The organism is Bradyrhizobium sp. NP1 (assembly GCF_030378205.1).
Classification (GTDB): Bacteria; Pseudomonadota; Alphaproteobacteria; order Rhizobiales; family Xanthobacteraceae; genus Bradyrhizobium.
The window spans coordinates 5,821,143-5,845,352 of record NZ_CP127385.1; the positions used below are offsets into that span (position 1 = coordinate 5,821,143).

Consider the following 24,210-nt stretch of genomic DNA (forward strand, 5'->3'; position numbering starts at 1 on the left):
GTCACCCTCCCAGATAAGCCGTTTCCAAATCCGCTTCGGCGAGGCGCCGCCCGTCATCGGAGACGAGCACGCCGGCATTGATGCTGCCGGTCAACTCCATCCGCCCCTTTCCCAGCACGTAAAACCGCGCGCAGTTCTCGATCGCCATGTGCACGTTCTGCTCGACCAGCAGAAGCGCGATGCCTTGCCGGACGAAACCTGCGACGATCTCGAAAACCTGTTCGACCACGACCGGCGCGAGCCCCATGGAAGGCTCGTCCATCAGCACGATCTTGGGGCGCGCCATCAGCGCGCGGCCGATCGCGACCATCTGCTGTTCGCCGCCCGAAAGCGTGCCGGCAAGCTGGTGCTGCCGTTCGGCAAGGCGCGGGAACTGCGCGAACACCTGCTCGATGTCGTGCGCAAGCTCCGATTGCCTGCGCAGATAACCGCCCATCAGGAGATTCTCGCGGACAGTCATGGCGGACAGCATGCCACGGCCCTCGAACACCACCGCGATACCGGCGTTGGCGCGAAACTCCGGCGGCTTGCTGTCGAGCGGAACGTCCTCGAACGATATGCGCCCGCCGCTTGGCTGCACGAGCCCGGCAAGCGTGCGGATCAGCGTTGTCTTGCCGGCGCCGTTGCTGCCGAGCAGGCAAACCGCCTCGCCCCGGCCCACGGTCAGGCTCACGTCGGAAAGCGCCTCCACGGGACCGTAGCGGACGCTCAGACCATCCACGCGCAACACGTCGTTTCCCCCTCAACGGGCGAAGACTTGACGGTCGCCTGACTTCTTGTCAAGTGACTTGATTTATAGGCATAAAGTTCAAGGACGGGAAACCGGCGCGCCGAGACCCTTTTTCTGAACGGCTTGGCTCAAGCACGCGGCGCGTTGCGCCTGAGAATATAGGTGTCCATGATCCAGCCGTGGCTGGCGCGCGCCTCTTGCCGCGCGGCCACGATCGCTGGCCCCACCTCGGCAAGTGGACCGGCCATGATGAGCTGATCAGGCATCCCGAGACAAGCGCCCCACCAGATGTGCACGCCTTTCGAATCGAGCGACTGGAACGCCGCACCGCCATCCAGCATCACCACGACCGTATCGATGCCGACCGGCCAGCCGGCGTCGCGCAAGCGGCGGCCCGTGGTGACCAGAAACGGCTCGGCAATTTCGTTCAGCGGGATGCGGTGCGCGGCGCAGAGCGCCTGGATCGCCGTGACGCCGGGAACCACCTCGATCGTCGGCGCCGGCTGCAACCGCCGTGCGATCCGCAAGCTCGAATCATAGAGCGAGGGATCGCCCCAGATCAGAAGCGCAACCTTGCCGCGGTCGCCGAGATGCCGCGCGATCTCGCCCGACCAGGCCTGGGCTACCGCATCATGCCAATCGTCGACGCCCTTGCGATAATCCTCGCCTTCCGCATCGCGCACCGGCAGGTCGAACTCGGCGAGACGCGCACGCTGATTGTCGAGAACCTGTTCGCAGATGGTGCGGCGCAAGTCGGCAAGATCGGCCTTCGCCGCGCCCTTGCGCGGAATCAGGATCAGGTCGGCGGCATTGATCGCCCTGACGGCCGCGAGCGTCAGCTGCCCGGGATCGCCGCAGCCGATTCCTATCAAAGAGAGTGTCAGCATCGCGCAGCCTTACGGGGACGGCCGCATGACGCAGCCGTCCCGCGCATCCTAGACGGCATTGTGCAGACGATAGGTGACGAGGCCGCGCGCCGTCACGCTGCGCAGCGACTTCGCGAACGCCAGCACCGCGAGATCGGCGAGCGGCTCGATGACGATGACCAGCGCATAGGAGACCGCAAAGGATGCGATCGCTGCCAGGTTCTGGGCGCCAAAGCCTGCGCCATAAAGCGCCCAGAACGCGACCCAGGCGACGATGCCGGACTGATAGGCCGTCGAGAGCGCCAGCGCCTGGCGGTACTGCAAATCGACATAGGCTGACTTCGCGGGAATGATGCGCGCGGCAAGCGCATTGATCGCAAACAGCGGCACCAGCAGCGTCGTGACGTTCATGCCGTACTGCGGCAGGTCGACCGGCACGAAGAACAATCCCTGCAGCAGAAGGCCGAGCGCAAGCCCGAACGCGGCCGGCGCCGCGCCGAACAGCAGGAACAGCGTTGAGCCGAGGATGAAGTGCACCTCGGAGACGCCGACCCGGAAATGCGGCAGCACCTCGAAGAACGAGAACACCAGCGCGGTGGTGATCACCGTCCGCAGCGCGAACGAGGCGATGCCCTGCTCGCGCACCGCCGTTGCCGCGAGCTTGACCGCATAACCGCCGGCGGCCGCAGCCGTCGCATAGCTCAGCACGATCTTGGTGCCGTCAACGATACCCGGTTCGATATGCATGGTTCATTCTCCTGCTGTGAGACGGGTTCCTGTCATTCGCCGTGAGCCACCGCGCCATAGAGGATCACGGCGGTTGCAGCGACTTCGTCCCTGCCGAGTTGCTCGGCGAGCGCTGCGATCGTGGTACGGACAAGGCGCTGGTCGTGATGGCCGATGGATTCGGCAAGCAGCGCCGGCGTGTCGGGCGCCATGCCGCACGCGGTCAGCCTGGCCGCAAGCGCCGGAAAGGTCCGCTTGCCCATATAGACCACGGTGGTCGCCTCGGGATCCGCAAGCGCGGTCCAGTTGAGATTGGCGGGCAACTCCCCGGTCACATCGGCGCCGGTGACGAACTGGACACGGCGCGAGGTATGACGGCGCGTGAGCGGAATTTTGGAGGCCGCGGCAGCCGCGCAGGCGGTGGTGACACCGGGGATGATCTCGTAAGCAATGCCGGCCGCGCGCAGCGCCTCGAGCTCCTCCTCGAGCCGACCGAAGATCCCGGCATCGCCCGACTTCAGCCGCACCACCTTTGCACCCGCCGCCGCGTAGTCGATCAGGAGCCGGCTGACATGCTCCTGCTTGGGCGAAAGGCGGCCGGCCCGCTTGCCGACCGAAACGAGATTGGCGCCGGCCTTCGCGTGATCGAGGATCGCGCCCGAGGCAAGATCGTCATAGAGCACGACATCGGCAGCACCAAGCCGCGCCGCCGCTTTCAGCGTCAGCAGTTCCGGATCGCCGGGGCCGGCCGAGACAAAGGAGACGAAGCCGCTCATTTGTCCTCCGCGATGATGTGGAAGAAGGTGCCGCTGGCGCGGCCGCGGCGCGAGCCGGTTTCCGTAACGACCGCGCCCGTCGCGTCACGCACGACGGCGAGCGGCTCGTCGGGCTGGGCGAGAATCGTCGCATAGTGAAACTCGTGACCGCGCAGGCGGCTACCCGCGACCTGTCCGGGCATCGGCACGGCCAGTTCGGCCAGCCGATAGCCGAGATGCATGCGCCGCGTGGCAAAGGAGGTTTCGAGACCGAGCAACCCCGTCATTTGATGTCGCGCACCTGTTTGATCGATCAGGCCTTCGCCCAGCACCATATAGCCGCCGCACTCGCCATGCACCGGCCGCGTTTGCGCAAACGCGTTCAATCCCTGTCGGAACCGATGGTTTCCGGCGAGCCGTCCTGCATGCAGTTCCGGGTAGCCGCCGGGCAGCCAGCAGACGTCGGCGTTTTGGGATGGCGCTTCATCTGAAAGCGGCGAGAAGGTCGTGATCTCGGCTCCGGCCGCGCGCCAGCCTTCCAGCATGTGTGGATAGATAAAGGAGAAAGCGGCATCGCGCGCCAGCGCGATCCGCTGCCCGGGCGGCGTGGCGACGGCAGCCGCGGCGCGACGATGCGGCCCGGAGGCGTATTCCGCCGCCTGCAACAATCCGTCGAGATCGATCCGCTCGGCAACCAGCCGCGCCGCCTCGCCAATCAATTCGCTGAGCGCCGTGTGTTCTTCCGCCTGCACCAGGCCAAGGTGTCGCTCCGGCAGCTTGATCGGCGCATGCCGCGGCAGCACGCCGAACACTTCAATGCCGACACTCGCCATCGCGCCGCGCACCAGGTCTTCGTGGCGCGGGCTGGCAACGCGATTGAGCACCACGCCGGCCATGCGCACGCCGGGGCGGAAGTCGCGCAGCCCCGCCGCCACGGCCGCCGCCGTCTGCGCCTGGCCGGACGGATCGAGCACGAGTAGTACCGGCCAGCCCATCATCTCGGCAACGTCGGCGGTGGCGCCGCTGCCCGAGGCTCCTTTCCTGGCGACGCCATCGAACAGACCCATCGAACCTTCGGCCAGAACCAGATCCGCATCCGCGCCGCGCGCGGTCAGTGCCTCGATCGTCGCGCGATCCATCGCCCAGCTATCGAGGTTGACCGACGTCTTGCCCGTCGCCACTGCGTGGAATGCGGGATCGATGTAGTCAGGGCCGCTCTTGAAACACTGCACGGCAAGCCCGCGATCGCTATAGGCGCGCGCCAACGCCAGCATCAGCGTGGTCTTGCCGGTGCCCGACGCGGGTGCCGAGATCAGCAGCGCGCGGCTCATGACGGGGTCTCCGGAAAGCGCGGCGCCGCGCCGACGGGGCGATAGCGGCGGTCATAATCTGCCGCATAGAGGCGGCTCTCACCAAAATCCTCCGAGCCGAGCGTGCGGCCGACGAGAATGAGCGCGGTACGCTCGAGCTCGGGACCAATCGCTGCATCGAGCGTGGCGAGCGTCGCGCGCACGATGCGCTGGTCAGGCCAGCTCGCGCGCCAGACGATCGCGACCGGGCAGTCCGCGCCGTAATGCGGGATCAACTCCGCGACCACCTTGTCGAGCAAGTGGATCGAGAGATGGATCGCAAGCACGGCGCCGGTCGCGGCAAAGGCAGCCAGCCGCTCGCCCTCCGGCATGGCGCTCGCCCGGCCCGGGGTCCGCGTCAGCACGACGGATTGCGCGAGCTCCGGCAGCGTGAGCTCGGCTTCGAGCGCAGCCGCCGCGGCGGAAAAGGCCGGCACGCCCGGAGTGACGGAAAAGGGAATGCGAAGCGCGCGCAAGCGCCGCAACTGCTCGCCCATCGCCGACCAGATCGACAGATCGCCGGAGTGCAGCCGCGCGACGTCCTTGCCGTCCGCATGGGCTGCGACGATTTCGGCGATGATGTCGTCGAGCGAGAGCGGCGCGGTGTTGACGATCCGCGCGCCGGGCGGGCAATGCGCGAGGATTTCCGCCGGCACCAGCGAGCCGGCATAGAGGCAGACCGGGCATGCGGCGATGAGATCGCGGCCGCGCAGGGTGAGAAGATCAGGCGCGCCCGGCCCGGCGCCGATGAAATGCACCGTCATTCGCCCTCTCCTTCCGCGATCGCCGCGGTCGCCATGCCGTCCTTCGAGACCACGCGCGTCGCGACAAGGCGCGCATCGCGGCCAGCAGCTGCCAGCGCGGCAGCTTCGGCAACAGACCCCGTACCGAATTTCTCTTCGACGCGCGCCGATCGCGTCGCTGTCTTCATGCCTGCCAAAGCCTCGGGCCGAACGGACCTGACCGGCAGGCCGAGCTCGCGGGCAAGCGACGCAAGCGCGTCGGCGTCCGCCTTCTCGCTCAGGGTTGCGAGCGCGACGAGGCCCTCCGCGCCGCCGGCGGCCGCGAGCGCGCCGCGAAGCGACTCGATGGTCGCACCTTGCCTGAAGCCAAGACCGAGCACCCTCATTTGACCGTGCTCCATTGTACCACCGGGCGCACCGCCTCCCAGGATCGCTTCCGGCCCAGCGGGCTCGCATGCGCGATCTCGATCCGCATCAGCTCGCCGCCATGCCGGACCTGCAACTCCGCGAGGAGCGCCTCGGTCTCGAGCGTGACGCCATGCGCCACCAGCCGCGTCCCGGCCGGAACAAGCGGCCAGATGGCGTCGAACATCGGCGCATCAAGCCCGCCACCGACGAAGACGGCCTGCGGCGCGTCGAGGCCCGCAAGAGCGGCGGGTGCCCTTCCCTCGACAACGGCGATACGATGCGTGAGCCCGAAGGCCGCCGCGTTGGCGCGGATGTTTGCCGCGCGATCGCTGCGCTCCTCGAGCGCGATCGCCATTCCCCCGCACAGGGCCCATTCGACGGATATCGAGCCGGAGCCGCTGCCGATATCCCACAATCTCTCGCCAGGCCTCGGCGCGAGCGCCGACAGCGCCAGCGCCCGCATCGGTCGCTTGGTGATCTGGCCATCATGCGCGAACAGATTATCGGCAAGACCGGTCGCGCGCGGCAGCCCGCTTGTTCCTTCGGCTTGCAGGGCGACGGCGACCGGACCAGGGTCAGACCCTGCCGCGCAGGTTTCGGCGCGATGCTGCGTGATCTTTTCGCGCTGGCCCCCGAGCGCTGCGAGCGTCCACATTCGCGAGGCGCCCCAGCCGCGCGCCGTTAGCCATCGCGCAAGATCATCGGCCGCGGCGGTGTCGCGGACGAGGCAAATCACGCGCGCACCTTGCGCGAGATGCGGGACCAGGCGTTCGAACGGCGCGGCGTGCAGCCCGAGGCAAGCAACCTGCTCGAGCCGCCATCCGAGCCGCGACGCCGCGAGCGAGAAGGTCGACGGCGACGGAAAAGCAATCCATTCGCTTTCGTCCAGGCGCTCGGCGAGAACGCCGCCGACGCCGTGGCAGAACGGATCACCCGACGCGAGCACCGCGGTGGGCCGGCCACGGCAGGCGAGCACGCAATTCGCATCGAACGGAACCGGCCAGGCACGGCCGCGTGGGCCGACCGCGGCCAGCGCGAGGTGCCGCTCGCCACCGAATACCGTTTCGGCCTTTGCCAGCGCCTTTCGGCTTGCTTCCGAGAGCCCGGCAAGGCCATCTTCGCCGATGCCGATGATGGTCAGCCAGGGATCAGCCACGATGCGCGCCCTCATCCTGGGTGGAACGAGCGATGCCAGCCGCCTTGCGGATGCGCTGGCGCGGGCGCGGATTGACGCGGTCTATTCCTATGGCGGACGCACGCAGGCGCCGAGCGGCCAGCCATTGCCGACGCGGATCGGCGGTTTCGGCGGCGCGGGCGGCCTTGCCGACTATCTCAGGCACGAACGCATCACCCATGTCGTGGACGCCACCCATCCGTTCGCGGCCGAGATGAGCCGCAACGCGGTCGCGGCCTGCGCTGCGACGGCAACGCCGCTGATCGCGCTCGAACGCGCGCCGTGGCGCAAAGCGCCCGGCGACCGCTGGATCGAGGTGCCTGACGCCACCGCCGCGGTCGCGGCGCTGCCGGAGGCGCGTAGCAGCATATTCCTGGCGATCGGACGGCAACATCTCGCGCCATTCGCCGCCAGGCCACAGCATGCCTATACGGTGCGCTTCGTCGATCCACCCGACGGGCCGCTGCCGCTGCCCGATGCGCACGTCATCGTCTCGCGCGGGCCGTTCACGCTCGAAGGGGATGTCGCGCTGATGCGCGCGCGCAGCATCGGTCATGTCGTCGCGCGCAACGCCGGCGGCGACGGCGCCCGCGCCAAGATCGACGCGGCCCGCGAACTCGGCCTGCCCGTCATCATGATCGCGCGGCCGGAATTGCCGGAGCGCCCGCGCGTCGTGCGTATCGAGGAGGTGCTGGCGTGGCTCGGTCATGACGCCCGCCTCGGAGCATAGACCCAGCGGCCGGTCCGCCGGGTCGCCGAATTACAGACGATGACGAGCGTCGCCATGTCGGCCATCTCGGGCCGCGCATCCCTGAGCGCGAGTGTCTCGATCCGCTCCTTTGGCGTGGTGACGCCGTGAGCAAAGATGATGATGCGCTCGCCGCAGCCTGCCTCCTTGAGCACGTCGAGCGCGCGGGCAAAGCCCTCGGGGCGGCTTGCCGAGCGCGGATTATAGAGTGCGATCGAAAAATCGGCTTCAGCGGCGAGACGCAGGCGTTTCTCGATCAGCGGCCAGGGTTTTAGATTGTCGGAAAGATTGATGGCGCAGAAATCATGGCCGAGCGGTGCGCCGGCGCGCGCCGCGGCAGCCAGCATCGCGGTCACGCCGGGCAGCACGCGGATCGAAAGCCCCTGCCACTCGGGCGCCGCCTCCAGCGCCTCGAACACGGCCGACGCCATCGCGAACACGCCGGGATCCCCGGAGGAAACGACAACGACATGGCCGCCTTCCGCCGCAAGGCGCAGTGCCTCGGAGGCGCGCTGCACCTCGACGCGGTTATCGGACGGATGCAGCGTAAGTCCTGCGCGCGGCGGCACGCGCGCGACATAGGGCGCGTAGCCGACGACGTCGGTCGCGGCGGCAAGCGCAGCCGACACCTCCGGCGTGATCAGCGCCTCGTCGCCGGGACCGAGGCCTGCGATGGTCAGCGTCCCCGTCATTCGGCGCGCTCCGCCGGCCTGCCGCGGCCATGGACGAGAACAATCGCGAAATACGGACAGTCGGACGCTTCCGCATTCGCAAGCCGCGCGACGCGCTCGCCCCGCATGGTTCCGCGCTCGACCAGCCACGCGGCGTCGAGCCGGCCCGCGGCTTCGAGCGCGCGGCGGATCTTGTCCAGGTTGCGTCCGGTCTTCATGATCACGAGCGCGTCGGACGAACGCGCGCGCCGCTCCAGTTCCTCCTCAGGCAGCGTGCCCATCAGCACGGTGGTGACGTCGTCGCCGAGCGCAATCGGCTGCCCCACCGCATTCCAGCAGCCGACCATGCCGGGAATCCCGGCGATCACCTCGATCGCGGCGCGGTTCTGCAGGCGCGCGTGGAGATGCATGAAGGAGCCGTAGAAATAAGGATCGCCCTCACAAAGCACGACGACATCCGCCTCGCGCGCGAGCCGCGCCAGGCGTTCGGCCCATTGATCGTAGAAGGCGGCGAGCACCCGCGCATATTCCGGGTCGTCGAACGGCATCTCCGTGGTGAGCGGATATTCCATCGGATATTCGCTGACATCGGTGGCCAGCATTCCCTCGACGATAGTTCGAGCCTGGCCGGGATGCCCCTTCTTGCGGAAATAGGCCACATGCTTCGCCGCGCGGATCTCGCGATCGGCCCGCACGCTGATCAGGTCGGGATCGCCGGGACCGAGCCCGCAGCAGACGATGCGCCCCATCTACTCGCTCCTCGACGCCAGCGCGTTGACGGCGGCGACCGTGATGGCCGAGCCGCCAAGGCGGCCTTCGACGGTGAGCGCTGGCGCCGGAGGATTGCCGATCAGCGCGGCCTTGGACTCGGCGGCGCCGACGAAGCCGACCGGACAGCCGATGATCGCGGCCGGCCGTGGACAATCGCAATGCTCCAGCATGTTGAGCAGATGGAACAGCGCGGTCGGCGCGTTGCCGATCGCCACCACCGCGCCATCGAGATGAGGCCGCCACAATTCCAGCGCCGCGGCCGAGCGCGTGTTACGCATGGATTTCGCAAGCGACGGCACCGCCGGATCAGCGAGCGTGCAGATAACGGCATTCGCCGCCGGCAGACGCGCGCGTGTGACGCCTTCCGAGACCATGCGCGCGTCGCACAGGATCGGCGCGCCATTTTGCAAGGCGCGGCGTGCCGCGCCGGCCATCCCCGGCGTGAAACGAATGTGTTGTTCGAGGCCGACCAGGCCGGCGGCGTGGATCATGCGCACCACCACGGGCTCCTCATCGGCATCAAAGCGGTCGAGCGCCGCTTCGCTCCGGATGGTGGCAAAGGACTGGCGATAGATCGCAGCACCATCGGTCTCGTAGACATGGGGCATCAGCGCGCTCCCATCAGCAGCGAGGGTTCGTGCAGCATTCGCTCGATGCTCAATCCGCGCAAGACAGGGGCCGCCTGCGGTGACCCGTCGCGAATGAGATCAAATCCCTGGCTCGTCGCGACCAGCGTGACCGACTGCGCCCCGCGATGCGCGCAGCCCTTGGCGCAGCCGGAAACATGAAGCCGCGCGCCGGGAGCCAGTTGCGGCGCAAGCCGCGCCGCGAGCGACCGCGTGTCGGCATGCGCCGACTGGCAGGCCGGCGCGCCGCTGCAGGCGACGACACGCAGGATCGGATCGCGCGCGTCCGTCACGAGCCCTGCATGGTGCGGCATCTCCGTCATCGCCTCCGCCAGGATCATCCGCCACGGCGTGACCCGCAAGCCATTCGCGGATTCAGCGAGACATCTCAGCGCCGCATGGTCGAGCTGCCCAAACGCCGCGCCGACAATCGCGCCAGCCTCGCAAAGTGCCGGACCGGGCAATGGCGCCACGCCGGCAGGCTTGATCGCGCCGGCAAGGCCTCCCGGCAACTTCGCGCCACTGCCGAGATGGGCCGCCATCCGCCCTCGCCCGCCTGCGGCGCCGCCGTCCGCGGCGAACCACTCCGCCAGTTTCAGCGCACCCTCGACCGCCTCCTGCCGCGCCACCGGCAACCCAAGCGGCGCGCCGTCGGCGCGCACGATCAGCCCGCCCGTCGCGGCGCGTTCGATGCGGATGTCGGCGGAGCTACCCGCCAGCAGGCGTTGCGCCCCGCAATCGACCGCGAAGCCGAATTTGGCCGGCAGGTCAAATGATGCTGCTGTCAGCGCCTGCTCAAGCTCGCAAGCGAGCGGATAGATGCCGTCGCCTGCGCGCCAGAACGGCGTCACCAGCACGTTGCGTCGCGCTTCCGACTCCGGATCCGGATCAAGCAAGCCAAGCTCGGCCAGTCCCTCGATCAACGCTGGATGGCTTTGCTCGCTCACGCCCCTGACCTGCAAATTGGCCCGGATCGTGACATCGATCAGCCCGTTGCCGTGACGCGCGGCCAGCTCGGCAAGCCCTGCGGCCTGTCGCGGATCGAGCCTGCCGCCACGCGGCCGGATGCGCACCAGCAGGCCATCGCCCGATTGCATCGGCCGCCACGCGCCGGGACACCAGCCCTTGACCAAAGCGGCCGTCATGAGGCCTCCTTCAGCGCGACTGCGATCGAGTTGCGCCGCGTCGTCCAGAGTTGTGCCTCGCAAAGCCGTTGGAAGCAGCTTTCCAGCGCGGCGAGTGCCGCCGGATTCTCGCGCTGCATGAAAGCGCGGACGTCGTCATGGCCGAGCGTCGCGTCGAAATAAAGATCAAAGAGATGCGCCGGCACCGCACCGGCGAGATGCGCGAAGGCCGCCATGTGCTCGAGCGTTGCCGTGATTTCGGCAGCGCCACGAAAGCCGTGCCGCATCATCCCGGCGATCCAGGCGGGGTTGGCGGCGCGCGACCGCACGACGCGCGCGATTTCTTCGGTCAGCGACCGCGCCTGCGGCGCATCCGCGCGCGTGGCATCGACGTGATAGAGCGATAGCGCACCCGCGCCGAGTTTCCGCGCCGCCGCCGCGATCCCCGCTTCATGCGCGGCATAATCGGCGGCCAGCAGCAAATCCGTCTCTGGCAGGTCCTGCACATGAATGAAAGCATCGGCCGCAGTAAGCCGTGCCTCGATGCCGGCGCGGTCGGGCGCGATCCCGCCGTCGGCCGTGAGCGCCCAGGACGAAGCCGCAAGCCAGGCCTCGCCGGCCGCCTCGCGCGATTCCGGAGTGAACACATCGAGCATGCCGGCCATGCCAACGCCATAGTGACCAGGCTCGGGACCGAATACGCGCGCGATGCGGCAGGAATAGGGATTGTCCCCGCCTTCCCAGTCGCGCTCGGACAGCGCTTCGGCGGCCGCCTCGAAGAGTTGGGCAAGGCCGATGAAGACATCGCGGAACAGGCCGGAGACGCGCAACGTCACGTCGATGCGGGGCCGTCCGAGCTCGGCGAGCGGAATGATCTCGAACCCGGTCGAGCGGCCGGACGCCTCGTCCCAGCGTGGGGTGACGCCGGCGAGCTGCAAGGCCATCGCAAAATCCTCGCCGGCGGTGCGCATCGTCGCGGAGCCCCAGAGATCGACGACAAGGCCCTTCGGCCAGTCGCCATGATCCTGCAGATGGCGGCGCAGCAGTTCCTCGGCGAGCTTGATGCCCTGCCCGTGCGCCGAGCGCGTCGGCACTGCGCGCGGATCGACCGCGAAGAGATTGCGTCCGGTCGGCAGCACGTCGCGCCGCCCACGATGCGGCGAGCCGGCGGGGCCCGGCGCCACGCGCCTGCCAGCCAGCGCCGCAAGCAGCGCATCCCGCTCCGCCTCACCGCACTCGCCGCGACCGAAAATATGTAGGCCGTCGCCGAACTGGCTTTCCTTGAGATCGCAGACGAAGCGGTCGATGCGCGGGATGGCTTCGGCGGGCGCCGCCGCGGCGGCAAGGCCAAGATCATGGTCGAGACCCGCGGCGCGCGCTTCATCACGGATCGCGTCGATCAAGCGCGTGCGCCGCGCCGGGTCGAGACCATCAGCCGTGGAATATTCATCGAGCAGCCGCTCGAGCCGGTGCAGGCCCTCCGGCAGCACTGCCTTGACCAGCGGCGGCGGCAGGTGGCCGATCGTGACCGCGCCGATGCGCCGCTTGGCCTGCGCCGCCTCGCCGGGATCGTTGACGATGAAGGGATAGATCACCGGCAGATCGCCGATCAGCGCGTCCGGCCAGCATGAGGCCGACAGCGCCACCGACTTACCCGGCAGCCATTCGAGCGTGCCATGCGCGCCCATATGGACGACGGCATCAACACCCTGCTGCCGGAGCCACAGATAGAACGCGACATAGGCGTGGCGCGGCGTGCGCGACAGATCATGATACTCAGCGGTGCGATCGCCGATCGCGCCGCGTTCCGGTTGCAGCGCGATGATGATCCGGCCGCTGCGGATCGCGGCGAAATGAAACTGGCCGCCGCGGCAGTCAGGATCATCCCCGGGCGCGCCCCAAGCGGCGGCAAGTTCGTCCTGCAGCGATTGCGGCAGCGTCGCCAGCGCCGACTGATAGTCGGCAAGACGCCACGTCAGCGTCTCCTTCTGCAAGGCTTCATCCAACTGCGCGCGCAGCCCGACATCGAAACCGGCGGCGTCGAGATCGGAGATCAGGGCTTCGACGGAAGCCAGCGCGTCGAGCCCGACCGCGTGCGCGATCTGATGCGGCCGTCCCGGATAGGTCGACAGCACGATCGCGACGGTCTTGTCGCACGCGGGCTTGTCCGCCAACCGATGCCACGTCGCGATCCGTTCGACGGCGGCCTGGACACGTTCCTCGTCAGGCTGATGCGCCAGCCGGGCGAATTGCAGGTCCGCGTCACGCGCTTCGGCCGATTTGAAGCTGACGACACCGGCGAGCAGCCGCCCATCGACTTCAGGCAACACCACATGCATAGCGAGGTCGGCCGGCGAGAGCCCGCGCAGAGACTCTTCCCAATCCGTGCGCCGGGCCGTCGACAGCGCCACCTGGAACACCGGACAGGCGGTGAAGTCGAAGGGCGTCGTCCCATCGTCGCCGGTCGCTGAAAATGCCGTGGCATTGACAATCAGTGCAGGCGGACGATGTGCGAGATGGTCCTCAAGCCATGCCGGGACGCCGGGCGCCTTGAGTGACGGCACGAAGGCGCCATGGCTGGCAAAGCCCCTTTGCCGCAAGGCCCTGATCAGCGCGTCGACCGGACCGGTGTCGGCGGCGGCGAGATACGACCTGTAGAAGGTGACGAGCGCGAACGGGCGTTCGCCGCAATCGGGTAATGCGGCGAGCACGCCCCGCTGCGGATCGTAGAAACCCGTTTGGGGAATATCGATTTCGCCGATCACCGGTCCCGCATAAAGGCCCGCCGCCAGCGCGAGCTGCGCGATCGCGGCCTGCGCGGCCGTGGCACCGCCCTTGTCGCACAGCGCTTTCAGCCGGCGCAGCGTCGAGACCGGAAGCGTCGAGAGTGCGTCGAGGCGAAAATCGTCGCGGCCGTCGGCAGGGAGCACGGCCAGCGCGATGTTGCGTTGTTTCGCGAGCTCATGCAGCGCGGCCAGACCATACTGCCAGTAGGACTCGCCGCCGATCAGGCGCACCAGCACGCCGCGCGCATGCGACAACGTCCGCTCGATATAGGTGTCGACCGACAGCGGATGGCGGAGGTCCGCGAGGTTGGCGAGCCGCAGCGAGGGCAGACTGGCTCGGCCGCGCCGCCAGCCGGCGGCAAAGACGGCGAGATCGCTGTCGGAAAACGAGAGCGCCACGAGCTCGGCCGGGTCCTGGCCGAGATCCCTTGGCGTCGCGGTCTCCTCAAGCCCGCGGCTCTCGCGAAAGACGACATGCATCAGGTGGCAAATCCCGCAATCGCAAATCCAGACGTCTCGAGCGCCCTCCTGATTTCCGGCGCATCGATATCGGCACGCTCGCCGATCAGAACCAGCCTTGAGCGCCGCGACCGCGCGCCCCAGGGCTTGTCGAACTGATGCCGCACGCGCTCGCCGACCGCCTGCACCAGCAGCCGCATCGGCTTGCCCGCGATAGCGATATAGCCTTTGGCGCGCAGCACGTTCTGCTCGCGCGCCAGGCGCTGAATGGCACCGACCAACGCATCGACATCGCCGACCTCGCCAAGCTCGACGACCACGGAATTGAAATCGTCGTGCTCATGCTCCTCCTCGCCGTCGTGATGCGAGGGGCGTGCGGCGAGATCATCCTCCGCCGCGGCTTCAAGGCCGAGGATCACCCGCGTGTCGATCGCGCCGTCGACGATGGGCAGCATCGGAACCGCGCGCGGCATCTCCGCTGAGATCGCCGCTCTCGCCGCTTCGAGCCCGGCTTCGTCCGTCAGATCGGTCTTGGTGAGCAGCACGATATCAGCGCATGCGATCTGATCCTCGAACACTTCGGACAGCGGCGTCTCGTGATCGAGATTGTCGTCGGCCGCGCGCTGCGCTTCGACCGCATCGGGATCGGGCGCAAAGCGTCCCGCCGCCACGGCCTCCGCGTCGGCCAGCGCGATCACGCCGTCGACCGTGATGCGTGAGCGGATGTCCGGCCAGTCGAACGCCTTCAACAACGGCTTGGGCAGCGCAAGGCCCGAGGTCTCGATCAGGATGTGATCGGGCTTCACGCGGCGCGAGAGGAGCTGCTCGATCGCCGGAATGAAATCGTCGGCCACCGTGCAGCAGATGCAGCCATTGGCGAGCTCGATGATGTTCTCGGCCGGGCAATCGGCATCGGCGCAGGATTTCAGAATCTCGCCGTCGACGCCGACGCTGCCGAACTCGTTGACGAGCACCGCGAGCTTGCGGCCGTTGGCATTGGCGATCAGATGACGGATCAGCGTGGTCTTGCCCGACCCGAGAAAGCCGGTGATGACGGTCACTGGAACCTTGGCAAGGGAATTCACTCGGCGGCCTCCGGCAGGGCAGGTATGGGCGGGATGCGGGCAAGCGATTGCTTGCGGAAGATTTCGGGGCGCGTGCGCCAGGGCACGATGCCGTCGGGCGCGGCCGCATAGGCCGCCGCACCCGCGACGACGTCAGGCGCGTTGACGGCAGACAAGCGGCCATAGACATAGGACCAGCGGCCCGGCGCGCTGAGCGCGACCGAGCAGCCCTGGCTGCAGGCGGACAGGCATTCGACCGGCACCAGGTGAACGCCGGATGGCACGCCGGCCTCGACAATGGCGTCGCGCAGGCGCGCGCCCGGCGTGGGCTGTCCTTCGGGAATCGTTTCGCCGGCGCGGCAAGTGATGCAGACGTGAAGCGTGACGGTCATCGCCCTTCCTTTGACAACAGGCGGAGGCGATGAGGCACGCGGACCCAAAGGAATCCGCTTCCCCGTCGCGGAACACCCCGTCCGCCGGTCTCGATCGTTGCGCTGGCAGGTCTCCCGGCTTGCGGAGCAGGGTTTCCCCTTCGACACCCGCCTTCCCGACCCCATGGGGTCAGTGGCTTCAAGGGCATCTCTCCGGTCACGGTCGCGGGGGCGGCTGCTTTTCGGGCTTGAGATTGAAGGACTCAACCCCTATCGCATTCCCTCTTCGCCTGTCGTAGGACAGGAACCAACGTCGGCCCACCATTTGCCCTGGGCCGGAACTTGTCAAGCCAAAGGAGCGTCAATGGTCTCCGAATCGGATACCGCCGGGAACGAAGGAACGCTCGTCTCCGACACGTCGCTCGACGCGCATCACGCCGAACGGATGGCGAAGAAAAAGGCCGCCCGCGACCGCATGATGGCGACCAAGAGCGGCGAAAAGGGACTGATCATCGTTCACACCGGCGCGGGAAAGGGAAAATCCTCCTCAGCCTTCGGCATGATCCTGCGCTGCGTGGCGCACGGCTTCCCGTGCGCGGTCGTGCAGTTCATCAAGGGAGCATGGGATACCGGCGAGCGGCGCCTCTTGACCGGACATTTCGCCGACCTGTGTCAGTTCCACGCCATGGGCGAAGGTTTTACCTGGGAAACGCAGGACCGCGCCCGCGACATCGCGGCCGCCCGAGCCGGTTGGGAAAAGGCCAAGCAATTGATCGCCGATCCCACCTTGCGCATGGTCGTGCTCGACGAGATCAACATTGCGCTCCGCTACGATTACCTCGATGTCAGCGAAGTGGTTGAATTCCTGAAGAACGAAAAGCCGGCGATGACGCATGTCGTCCTCACCGGCCGCAACGCCAAGCAGGAACTGATCGACGCGGCCGATCTCGTCACCGAGATGACGCTGGTGAAGCATCCGTTCCGCTCCGGCATCAAGGCGCAGCCCGGCGTCGAATTCTGAACAGGAAGGCGACGCTCGCGATGGCGCGCGCATTGATGATCCAGGGCGCAGGCTCCGATGTCGGCAAGTCGCTGGTCGTCGCCGGCCTTGCCCGCGCCGCGACGCGCCGGGGCAAAAGCGTGCTTCCGTTCAAGCCGCAGAACATGTCGAACAACGCGGCGGTCACGGTCGACGGCGGCGAGATCGGGCGCGCCCAGGCGCTGCAGGCGCTCGCCGCAGGCGCCGAGCCGCACACCGACATGAATCCGGTGCTGCTGAAGCCCGAAACCGATGTCGGCTCGCAGGTCATCGTGCAGGGACGCCGCGTCGCGACACTGCGCGCGCGCGACTATGCGGCCATGAAGCCGTCGCTGATGGCGCCTGTCCTGGAAAGCTTCCAGCGCCTGAAGGATCGCGCCGACCTGGTGCTCGTCGAAGGCGCCGGCAGCGCCGCGGAAATCAACCTGCGCAAGGCCGATATCGCCAATATGGGCTTTGCGCGCAAGGCGGATGTGCCTGTCATCCTGGTCGGCGACATCGATCGCGGCGGCGTCATCGCGCAGCTCGTCGGCATCAAGGCTGTGATCGACCCCGATGACGCCGCGATGATCGAAGGCTTCATCATCAACAAGTTCCGCGGCGATCCGGCGCTGTTCGACGACGGCTATCGGGCGATCGAAGCGCGCACCGGCTGGCGCGGATTTGGCGTGCTGCCGTATTTCGCCCGTGCCGCCGAGCTGCCGGCCGAGGACGCGCTGGGGCTGTCAGGCGCGACCAAGCCCGGCAAATGCAGGATTGCTTTTCTGGCGCTGTCGCGGATCGCGAATTTCGACGACCTCGATCCGCTCAAGCTCGAACCCGAGGTCGACCTCGTGATGGTGCGGCCGGGCGAAGCGATCCCGGGTGATGCGAAACTGGTCATCCTGCCGGGCACGAAGTCGACGCGCGGCGATCTCGCCTTCCTGCGCAAACAAGGCTGGGACATCGATCTCATTGCCCATCATCGCCGCGGCGGCCATGTGCTCGGCCTGTGCGGCGGCTACCAGATGCTGGGACACAGCGTCGCCGATCCCGAAGGGATCGAAGGGCCGGCGGGCGAAACGCAAGGCCTCGGCCTGCTCGATGTGACGACTGTCATGACGCCGCAGAAGACGCTGACCCGTGTTGCGGCCGTTCACGCCCCGACCCGGCTGCCAATCGAAGCCTATGAAATCCATATCGGACGCACCGACGGGGCGGATCGCGCCCGGCCCTTTGCCATTCTCGACGGCACGCCGGAAGGCGCGATGTCGGGCGATAGCCGCGTGCATGGCAGCTACCTGCACGGGCTGTTTGGTTCGGATGCGTTCCGCAAGGCCTTTCTGGCGCAGCTCGGGATTCCTGCATCCGACCTGCACTTTCGCGACAAGGTCGAAGGCGCGCTCGATGCGCTCGCCGATCACGTCGAGGCGCATCTCGACGTCGAAGGCCTCCTGGCCCTCGCCCGCTAACCCATCAGGCTGCGAGCGCCGCGGCAACGCGCTCCCACTCGGTCTCGTTGCCCGGCAAGCCAAGCCGCAGCCAGGCCGGATTTTTCTCGAAGATCCGCGACCAGATATGTGCGCGTGCAAGCTGAGCCTGCGCGGCGGCCGCATCACCGGTGTGATAGAGGCGGAACAGCGACGTGCCGCCGACCAGCGCCCACCCTCGCGACAGCGCGATCGTATCGAGCCTGACGCATTCGCGTTGCAGGCGAGCGGTCGTTGCCGCGGCCCAGCCGCGATCAAGCAGCGCGCGACAGCCGACCTCGATCGCCGGCCCCGACACCGGCCACGGGCCGGCCATGGCCGAGAGCGACGCGATATCGGCTGCGCTGCCGAGCACGAAGCCAAGCCGCAAACCAGCGAGCCCATAGAACTTGCCGAACGAACGCAGGACGAGGAGGCCGGGCCGTCCGGCTTCGCGCGCCAGCGACAAGTCCGGCGTCGGGTCCGCAAAGCTCTCATCGACCACGAGCCGGCCGACGCGTGAAGCCAGCGCCAGCAATTCATCCGGCGCATGGCGCCGCCCATCGGGATTGTTGGGATTGACGACAACGGCAAGATCGGCGCCCGCGAGCGCGGCGAGATCGGAAACCTCGTCTACGTCCCAGCCGGCGACCGAGAACGCGTGCGAGAACTCGCCATAGGTCGGCGACAGCACCCGCGCGCGGCCGCGCGGCGCGATCCCCGGCAGCAACTGGATCGCGCTCTGTGCGCCGCTCACCGCCAGAACCGGCGCCTGCGTTCCATAGGCTTCTCGCGCAGCGCGATGCAGCCGCGCGATGTCGGATCGCAAGGGCAGCGCGGTCCAGGCGTGCGTGCTCAAGCCCGGCAGCGGATAAGCCCGCCGGTTGATGCCGGTCGACAGATCGATCCAGTCGTCGGCGTGGCCGCCGAAGCGCTGCAAGGCCAGATCGAGATTTCCACCATGCCCGGGCATGGCCTTGTTTTTCACGCGAGAGCGAAAACCGCAAGGGCGGCGGCCAGCGCGATCATGGCGCGGACATAGAGCTTCAGCCCCTGCTCGATATCGCCGGCCACCGGATCGCGGGCCGCCGCGTTGAGCCAGGGCTCATCGGCAATGCGGCCTTGGTAGATCCGCGGCCCGCTGAGGCGGATGCCGAGCGCGCCGGCCATCGCCGCTTCGGGCCAGCCGGCATTCGGCGAGCGGTGATGCCGCGCGTCCCGCACCATGCAGGCCATCGCGACGGACGGATTTGACCCCAGCAGCGCGAACAGCGCGCCGGTCAGGCGCGCCGGGACGAAATTCGCGACGTCGTCGATTCCAGCCGCGGCCCAGCCGAAGGCCTCGTGACGCGGCGAGCGGTGGCCGATCATGGAATCGAGCGTGTTGATGGCCTTATAGCCGATGATCCCCGGCAAGCCGAACAGCGCGCCCCAGAACAGCGGCGCGACGATGCCATCCGACGCATTCTCGGCCAGGCTCTCGATCGCGGCCCGCGCGATGCCGGCTTCATCGAGCATCGCCGGGTCGCGCCCGACGATCCGCCCGACCGCCGCACGCGCAGCCGCCAGATCGCCCATTCGCAACGGCTCCGCAACGGCGGCGACATGATCGTAAAGCGAGCGCAGTGCGACGAACGGCCACGCGAGAATGCCGAGCGCGATCATCCCGCTCCATTCCGGAACAAGCATGGTCTGGATGATCCATCCGAGGCCGGCTGCTGCGACGATGACAAACAGGGCCACTGCTGCGCCCGCGATCCGCCGCATGGCCGGCGTGTCGGCGGGCCGGTTGCAACTTTCGTCGAGAAGGCCGATCAGCCGCCCGAGCCAGGTGACGGGATGGCCGATGCGCGCAAACAGGGGCGCGGGCCAGCCCATGAGGGCATCCACCGCCATTGCCACCAGCATCGCGCCCGCAAAGCCCACGCCATCGCCTCCCACATGTCCTGATGCGCGAGAACGCCCCCCGCGCGCAAGCCCCCGTCGCTTCGATTTGGGCTTTGTCTTCGCCGCATTTGATGGTTAGTGCTGGCGGACGTGGAGAGCAGCATGGCCGTCATCCTCATCACTGGTGGCGCCCGATCGGGCAAGAGCCTGCGCGCGGAGATGCGCGCGCGCGGCTTTCCCGGCAAGCCCATCTATATCGCGACCGCCGAGGCGCTCGATGCGGAGATGAGTGCGCGCATTGCCGCCCATCGCGAGCGGCGCGGCCACGACTGGATCGAACGCGAAGCGCCCCTCGATCTCGTCGAGGCGATCAGCGACAGCGACGGCGGCGGCGCGCGGCTGGTCGATTGCCTGACGCTGTGGCTGTCCAACCTGCTGCATGCGGAGCGCGACTGGAAAGCCGAAGCCGGACATTTGGCGGATGCACTGGCGCGGCAGCGCAGCCCGGTCATCCTGGTCAGCAACGAGGTCGGCCTCGGTATCGTGCCCGACAACGCGCTGGCGCGGGTCTTTCGCGACGCCGCCGGCATTGTGAACCAGAAGATCGCCGGCGTCGCGGACGAAGTCGAATTCATGGTGGCCGGACTGCCCATGAAGGTGAAATAGTGTCGCGAACCGAATGGCGGTCCCGATGACAACCTTCGATGAGACGTTTCGCCGGCAATTGCACGACCTGTTCGTGTGGCGCCGCGATGTCCGGCGGTTTCGCGCCGATCCACTGCCGTCTGGCGCGCTGGAGCGCCTGATCGACATCGCCTGCCTGTCGCCTTCGGTGGGGCTGAGCCAGCCCTGGCGCTTCGTCATCGTCGAGCAGGCAGCGAAACGCCAGGCCGTGCTGGATGATTTCAAGGCGTGCAACGCGGATGCGCTTGCCAACTATTCCGGCGAGAGGGCCGCGCGCTACGCATCGCTCAAACTCGCTGGCCTCACGGAGGCGCCGGCCCACCTGGCCGTGTTCGCGGAGAAGGCGGGCGACATCGGCCACGGGCTGGGGCGCGCGACGATGCCGGAGATGGTCGAGTATTCCGTGGCGGGCGCGATCTGTTCGATGTGGCTCGCGGCACGCGCCGAAGGAATCGGGCTCGGCTGGGTATCGATCCTGAGCCCCTTGCGCATTCACGAAATCCTGGAGGTGCCGGCCTCCTGGAAGTTCATCGGCTATCTCTGCATCGGCTATCCCGAAGCCGAATTCGACCGGCCTGAGCTCGAACGCTGCGACTGGGAGCACCGGCGCGCGCCGGACGCGTTCATCGTGCGGCGCTAGCGCCGTCGTGCGCGGCGAGCGTCTCGAGATCGTCAGGCGTGTCGATATCGAGGCCGATCCCCTCGAGCCGCAGCACGCAAGGCTCGATCCCGAGCGCTCGCGCCGCCGCGACATGCCGGACAAAGCTGTCGGCCCCGAACGCGGGGTTCAGAAGCTCCGGCGGACGGATCAGCATCAGATTGGTGCCGCCGTCGCGCGACGCCGGCACCAGCACGAGCGGGCAATCGCGCCCGCGCGCCAACACCTCGCCAAGCTCGGCGGGCGTCATCAGCGGAATATCGCCGGGCACCACGACGGCCGCCGACCGCCGCTGCGCCACCAGCGCGTTCAGCCCTTGCATCACCGCGGTATTGGTGCCGCTGCCAAAACGATCCCGGATCACCTCCGCGCCGAACTGGCGCGCCACGTCCGCGGCGACGGCATCTTCGGTGACGGCAACAATGCCTGAGATGCCGGGCGTCGCGACGAGCGTTTGCAGCACGCGCCGCAGCATGACTTCGGCAAGATCTGCGCGCTCGGCGTCGGACAACATCGCGGCCAGCCGCCGCTTCGCGTCACGAAATCCCTTGACCGGAACCACGGCCCAGGGGCCCAGTTCGGCGCACGATCGTCCCTCGCCCGCATCCGACGGCTGCGCCATGATCGAACCGGCACTGCGCGGATCCAATGCGATCGGCGTCTTCATCGAGCCCTGTCCTGCTGTCCCGCCGCCTGGAACGGCGCGTCACCACCACACGAGCTTGCGGCCGATCCAGTTGACGACGGCATAGATGGCCAGGCTGACGATGACCGAGGCCCCGACCGCGACCCAAGCCTCGACAAAATACATCATCTGCGTGGACTTGTAGACGCTCCAGCCCAGGCCCGCGCGCGCGCCCAGCATCTCGAGCACGACGGCAAGGATCATGGCATGGACGACGGCAACCCGCAGCCCGAACATGATCGCGGGCATCGCGCCGGGCAGGCGCAGCTTCAGCAGGATCGTCCGGTTATTCGCTCCGAAGGTGCGCAGCAAGGCGATCGAGCCGGGGTCGCAGCTTCGCAAGCCCGCCAGCGCATTGATCAGCACCTGATAGCTCACCGCAACCGTGATCAGCAGGATCTTGGACGACGATCCGATCCCGAGCAGGATGATCGCGAGCGGGCCATAAGCCACCATCGGAACCGAGTTGATCGTGACATAGATCGGCAGCAGAAAGCGCTCGATCCGGGCAAAGGTGACGAACAGGATCGCCAGCGCAAGCCCAACCAGCGACCCCGCGACATAGCCGACCAGCGCTTCCGCGACCGTGGTGCCTGTGTCGACCAGCACGCGATGCGGGTCCTGGACGGCGGTTGCGACGATTTCGCCGGGCGCCGGCAAGACGAAATTGGGCAGCTTGAACCACCAGACGGCGAACTCCCAGGCGCCCAGGAAGATGATTGCCGCAAGCAGCGGCGGCCAGACGACAGCGTACCATCGGCGCCAAACCGTATCAGTGCCGCGAGGCAACGACGCGCTGACCATTTCGCCCGCCACGCTCAAACCTCCGTCTGCCACCAGGCGATCTTTTTCTGCAGGCCGACCACGACCCAGAACAGCACCGTTCCCGTCAGGCCGGTGAGCAGGATCGCCGCCCAGAGCTGCTGGACCTGGTTGTCGAACATCGCGGTCAGCAGCACGACGCCAAGACCGCGGCTTGCGCCGAACCATTCGCCGACGATCGCGCCGACCAACGCCAGTCCCACGCCGATGCGGATCGCGGTAAAGATCGGCGGCAGCGCGGTCGGCAGCAGCAGCTTCCAGAGGATGGTCAGGCGGCTCGCGCCGAACGTGCGCAGGAGACCGATTTCATCCGGACTGACGCGGCGGATGCCGCCGAGCGTGTTCACCGCGACGGGAAAGAAACTCAGATAGAAGGCGATCACCGCCTTCGACACGATGCCATTGCCGAACCAGATGATGATGATGGCGCCGAACGCGATGATCGGCACTGCCTGGGAGGCGATGAAATACGGCAACAGCATGCGCTCGAGCAGGCGGAAGGACGAGAACGCGATCCCGCTTGCGATGCCGAAAGCGATACCGGCAACCAGCCCCAGCAGGGCTTCGAGCACGGTGGTCCACACGGCATCGGCCAGTGCGACGCGGCCCGACCACGCCGTCGAGAGCACGGAAGACAGCGAAGGCAGCTTGTCCGGCGAGATCTGGAACAGATGCGTCGCCGCCTCCCAGGCGAGGAGGAGCGCAAGCAGCGCAATGAGCTGCGTTGCAACCTTGTCCAGGGCTTTCATCGCCATCATCGCGAGCAGCTCACGTCGGGTCGGCCTGGAGCTGCTGCGCGTTGATCGCGGCAAAGGCCTTGCGGCTCTCGTCCTCGACCGCGGCGAGCAACGTCCGCTTCAGGTCGACAAAGACCGGGCTCGTCACCACGTCCGGCAGCCGCGGACGCGGCAGCGGCACCTGCAGCTCGGTCTTGATGTGACCCGGCCGCGCCGACATCACCAGCACGCGGTCGCCGAGGTAGATCGCCTCGTCGATATCGTGCGTGATGAACAGAACCGTCCGCTTGGCGCCTTCCCAGACCTCGAGCAGCCAGCGCTGCATCAAGGCCCGCGTCAGCGCGTCGAGCGCGCCGAACGGCTCGTCGAGCAGCATGATGTCGCGGTCGAACATGAAGGTGCGCATCAGCGCCACGCGCTGGCGCATGCCGCCCGAAAGCTGGCTCGGATAGTGGTTTTCGAAGCCGCGGAGCCCGAACCGGTCGAGCGAGGCGAAGGCGCGCTTGCGCGCTTCGGCGCGCGGCACACCGTCGATCTCGGCGGCAAGGATCGCGTTGTCGAGCACCGTGCGCCACGGCATCAGCATGTCGCGCTGCGGCATGAACGCGACGCGACCGAGCAGATGATCGGCCGGCTGCAGCTCGCCGTCGATGAAGAGCTCCCCGCCCGGATCGGGCGCCGTGAGCCCGACCAGGATGTTGAACAGGGTGCTCTTGCCGCAGCCGCTCGGACCGACCAGCGTGACGAAGTCTCCGCTGTTCAGGCTGAGATTGACCTTGTCGAGCGTCTGGATCGCACGCGATCCCACAGCGAAGCTCTTCGAGACGTTATGAAGACGGATCTTCGGCGTCATGGTGTTCCGGCTGTGATCCTCACTGG

26 protein-coding genes and 1 riboswitch are annotated in these 24,210 nt (G+C 67.6%); of the genes, 5 read left to right on the forward strand and 21 right to left on the reverse strand.

Annotated elements, in window-relative coordinates; genetic code table 11:
* Nucleotide 1 precedes the first annotated feature (1 nt).
* The 8 genes from QOU61_RS28305 to cbiE all read right to left on the reverse strand — a co-directional run bounded on the left by QOU61_RS28305 (nucleotide 2) and on the right by cbiE (nucleotide 6,733).
* Nucleotides 2–730 carry an ABC transporter ATP-binding protein gene (locus tag QOU61_RS28305; RefSeq protein ID WP_289654500.1) on the reverse strand — a complete coding sequence of 243 codons (729 nt, stop codon included), beginning with the start codon at nucleotides 728–730 and terminating at the stop codon, nucleotides 2–4.
* A gap of 128 nt (nucleotides 731–858) precedes the next feature.
* The gene (cobF, locus tag QOU61_RS28310) at nucleotides 859–1,617 is read right to left on the reverse strand and encodes a precorrin-6A synthase (deacetylating) (RefSeq protein WP_289654501.1); all 759 of its coding nucleotides are present in this window, start codon (nucleotides 1,615–1,617) and stop codon (nucleotides 859–861) included.
* A gap of 48 nt (nucleotides 1,618–1,665) precedes the next feature.
* Nucleotides 1,666–2,343 carry an energy-coupling factor ABC transporter permease gene (locus QOU61_RS28315; RefSeq protein ID WP_289654502.1) on the reverse strand — a complete coding sequence of 226 codons (678 nt, stop codon included), beginning with the start codon at nucleotides 2,341–2,343 and terminating at the stop codon, nucleotides 1,666–1,668.
* A gap of 32 nt (nucleotides 2,344–2,375) precedes the next feature.
* On the reverse strand, nucleotides 2,376–3,098 hold the full coding sequence (gene cobA / locus QOU61_RS28320; RefSeq protein ID WP_289654503.1) for a uroporphyrinogen-III C-methyltransferase: 723 nt from the start codon (nucleotides 3,096–3,098) through the stop codon (nucleotides 2,376–2,378).
* Complete coding sequence (locus tag QOU61_RS28325) at nucleotides 3,095–4,408, reverse strand: cobyrinic acid a,c-diamide synthase CobB (RefSeq protein ID WP_289654504.1); 1,314 nt, start codon at nucleotides 4,406–4,408, stop codon at nucleotides 3,095–3,097. The genes cobA and QOU61_RS28325 overlap by 4 nt, the downstream gene beginning before the upstream one ends.
* Entirely contained in the window at nucleotides 4,405–5,190 is a 786-nt protein-coding gene (gene cobM, locus QOU61_RS28330; RefSeq protein ID WP_289654505.1) for a precorrin-4 C(11)-methyltransferase, read from the reverse strand. Before cobM ends, QOU61_RS28325 begins: the two co-directional genes overlap by 4 nt.
* Nucleotides 5,187–5,555 carry a cobalamin biosynthesis protein gene (locus QOU61_RS28335; protein ID WP_289654506.1) on the reverse strand — a complete coding sequence of 123 codons (369 nt, stop codon included), beginning with the start codon at nucleotides 5,553–5,555 and terminating at the stop codon, nucleotides 5,187–5,189. Before QOU61_RS28335 ends, cobM begins: the two co-directional genes overlap by 4 nt.
* Nucleotides 5,552–6,733, reverse strand: a complete 1,182-nt coding sequence (cbiE, locus tag QOU61_RS28340; protein WP_289654507.1) for a precorrin-6y C5,15-methyltransferase (decarboxylating) subunit CbiE — start codon at nucleotides 6,731–6,733, stop codon at nucleotides 5,552–5,554. Before cbiE ends, QOU61_RS28335 begins: the two co-directional genes overlap by 4 nt.
* Nucleotide 6,734: 1 nt before the next feature.
* Between cbiE and QOU61_RS28345 the strand changes: the two genes are divergently transcribed.
* On the forward strand, nucleotides 6,735–7,481 hold the full coding sequence (locus tag QOU61_RS28345) for a cobalt-precorrin-6A reductase (protein WP_289654508.1): 747 nt from the start codon (nucleotides 6,735–6,737) through the stop codon (nucleotides 7,479–7,481).
* Here the strand turns inward: QOU61_RS28345 and cobJ are convergent.
* From cobJ to QOU61_RS28380, 7 genes are read right to left on the reverse strand one after another with little or no spacing between them, the layout of a single operon-like run.
* A complete protein-coding gene (cobJ, locus tag QOU61_RS28350) occupies nucleotides 7,457–8,191 on the reverse strand; it encodes a precorrin-3B C(17)-methyltransferase (protein ID WP_289654509.1) in 735 nt (244 codons plus the stop codon). The two genes, QOU61_RS28345 and cobJ, sit on opposite strands and share 25 nt — an antisense overlap.
* Nucleotides 8,188–8,919, reverse strand: coding sequence for a precorrin-2 C(20)-methyltransferase (locus QOU61_RS28355; protein ID WP_289654510.1), 732 nt, complete (start codon nucleotides 8,917–8,919; stop codon nucleotides 8,188–8,190). Before QOU61_RS28355 ends, cobJ begins: the two co-directional genes overlap by 4 nt.
* Nucleotides 8,920–9,549, reverse strand: coding sequence for a precorrin-8X methylmutase (locus QOU61_RS28360; protein WP_289654511.1), 630 nt, complete (start codon nucleotides 9,547–9,549; stop codon nucleotides 8,920–8,922).
* On the reverse strand, nucleotides 9,549–10,712 hold the full coding sequence (gene cobG / locus QOU61_RS28365; protein WP_289654512.1) for a precorrin-3B synthase: 1,164 nt from the start codon (nucleotides 10,710–10,712) through the stop codon (nucleotides 9,549–9,551). Before cobG ends, QOU61_RS28360 begins: the two co-directional genes overlap by 1 nt.
* Nucleotides 10,709–13,957: a cobaltochelatase subunit CobN gene (gene cobN, locus QOU61_RS28370; RefSeq protein ID WP_289654513.1), complete on the reverse strand. Its 3,249-nt coding sequence runs from the start codon at nucleotides 13,955–13,957 to the stop codon at nucleotides 10,709–10,711. The genes cobG and cobN overlap by 4 nt, the downstream gene beginning before the upstream one ends.
* The gene (cobW, locus tag QOU61_RS28375; RefSeq protein WP_289654514.1) at nucleotides 13,957–15,021 is read right to left on the reverse strand and encodes a cobalamin biosynthesis protein CobW; all 1,065 of its coding nucleotides are present in this window, start codon (nucleotides 15,019–15,021) and stop codon (nucleotides 13,957–13,959) included. The genes cobN and cobW overlap by 1 nt, the downstream gene beginning before the upstream one ends.
* Nucleotides 15,018–15,392 (reverse strand): DUF1636 family protein, encoded by a 375-nt coding sequence (locus tag QOU61_RS28380; protein WP_289654515.1) that lies wholly within the window; start codon nucleotides 15,390–15,392, stop codon nucleotides 15,018–15,020. The genes cobW and QOU61_RS28380 overlap by 4 nt, the downstream gene beginning before the upstream one ends.
* Nucleotides 15,393–15,479: 87 nt before the next feature.
* A riboswitch (cobalamin riboswitch) is annotated at nucleotides 15,480–15,698 on the reverse strand.
* A 37-nt stretch (nucleotides 15,699–15,735) separates the two neighbouring features.
* On the opposite strand from QOU61_RS28380, the gene cobO reads away from it, so the two are divergent.
* Both cobO and QOU61_RS28390 read left to right on the forward strand, forming a co-directional pair.
* Nucleotides 15,736–16,392 carry a cob(I)yrinic acid a,c-diamide adenosyltransferase gene (cobO, locus tag QOU61_RS28385; RefSeq protein WP_289654516.1) on the forward strand — a complete coding sequence of 219 codons (657 nt, stop codon included), beginning with the start codon at nucleotides 15,736–15,738 and terminating at the stop codon, nucleotides 16,390–16,392.
* Nucleotides 16,393–16,412: 20 nt separating this feature from the next.
* Complete coding sequence (locus QOU61_RS28390; protein ID WP_289654517.1) at nucleotides 16,413–17,861, forward strand: cobyric acid synthase; 1,449 nt, start codon at nucleotides 16,413–16,415, stop codon at nucleotides 17,859–17,861.
* A 4-nt stretch (nucleotides 17,862–17,865) separates the two neighbouring features.
* Here the strand turns inward: QOU61_RS28390 and cobD are convergent, their stop codons facing one another.
* Complete coding sequence (gene cobD, locus QOU61_RS28395) at nucleotides 17,866–18,831, reverse strand: threonine-phosphate decarboxylase CobD (protein ID WP_289654518.1); 966 nt, start codon at nucleotides 18,829–18,831, stop codon at nucleotides 17,866–17,868.
* 11 nt (nucleotides 18,832–18,842) lie between these two features.
* Nucleotides 18,843–19,784: an adenosylcobinamide-phosphate synthase CbiB gene (gene cbiB / locus QOU61_RS28400; protein WP_289654519.1), complete on the reverse strand. Its 942-nt coding sequence runs from the start codon at nucleotides 19,782–19,784 to the stop codon at nucleotides 18,843–18,845.
* Nucleotides 19,785–19,907: 123 nt separating this feature from the next.
* Here cbiB and cobU point away from each other — a divergent pair, with 123 nt between their 5' ends.
* Nucleotides 19,908–20,411: a bifunctional adenosylcobinamide kinase/adenosylcobinamide-phosphate guanylyltransferase gene (gene cobU / locus QOU61_RS28405; protein ID WP_289654520.1), complete on the forward strand. Its 504-nt coding sequence runs from the start codon at nucleotides 19,908–19,910 to the stop codon at nucleotides 20,409–20,411.
* A 25-nt stretch (nucleotides 20,412–20,436) separates the two neighbouring features.
* Complete coding sequence (bluB, locus tag QOU61_RS28410; protein ID WP_289654521.1) at nucleotides 20,437–21,069, forward strand: 5,6-dimethylbenzimidazole synthase; 633 nt, start codon at nucleotides 20,437–20,439, stop codon at nucleotides 21,067–21,069.
* Here the strand turns inward: bluB and cofC are convergent.
* The 4 genes from cofC to QOU61_RS28430 are packed head-to-tail and all read right to left on the reverse strand — an operon-like array spanning nucleotide 21,053 to nucleotide 24,184.
* Nucleotides 21,053–21,754 carry a 2-phospho-L-lactate guanylyltransferase gene (gene cofC / locus QOU61_RS28415; RefSeq protein WP_289654522.1) on the reverse strand — a complete coding sequence of 234 codons (702 nt, stop codon included), beginning with the start codon at nucleotides 21,752–21,754 and terminating at the stop codon, nucleotides 21,053–21,055. The genes bluB and cofC overlap by 17 nt on opposite strands.
* 39 nt (nucleotides 21,755–21,793) lie before the next feature.
* A complete protein-coding gene (locus QOU61_RS28420; RefSeq protein WP_289654523.1) occupies nucleotides 21,794–22,588 on the reverse strand; it encodes an ABC transporter permease in 795 nt (264 codons plus the stop codon).
* 2 nt (nucleotides 22,589–22,590) lie between these two features.
* Complete coding sequence (locus QOU61_RS28425; RefSeq protein WP_289654524.1) at nucleotides 22,591–23,343, reverse strand: ABC transporter permease; 753 nt, start codon at nucleotides 23,341–23,343, stop codon at nucleotides 22,591–22,593.
* 19 nt (nucleotides 23,344–23,362) lie between these two features.
* Nucleotides 23,363–24,184, reverse strand: coding sequence for an ABC transporter ATP-binding protein (locus QOU61_RS28430; protein ID WP_289654525.1), 822 nt, complete (start codon nucleotides 24,182–24,184; stop codon nucleotides 23,363–23,365).
* Between the last annotated feature and the right edge of the window lie 26 nt (nucleotides 24,185–24,210).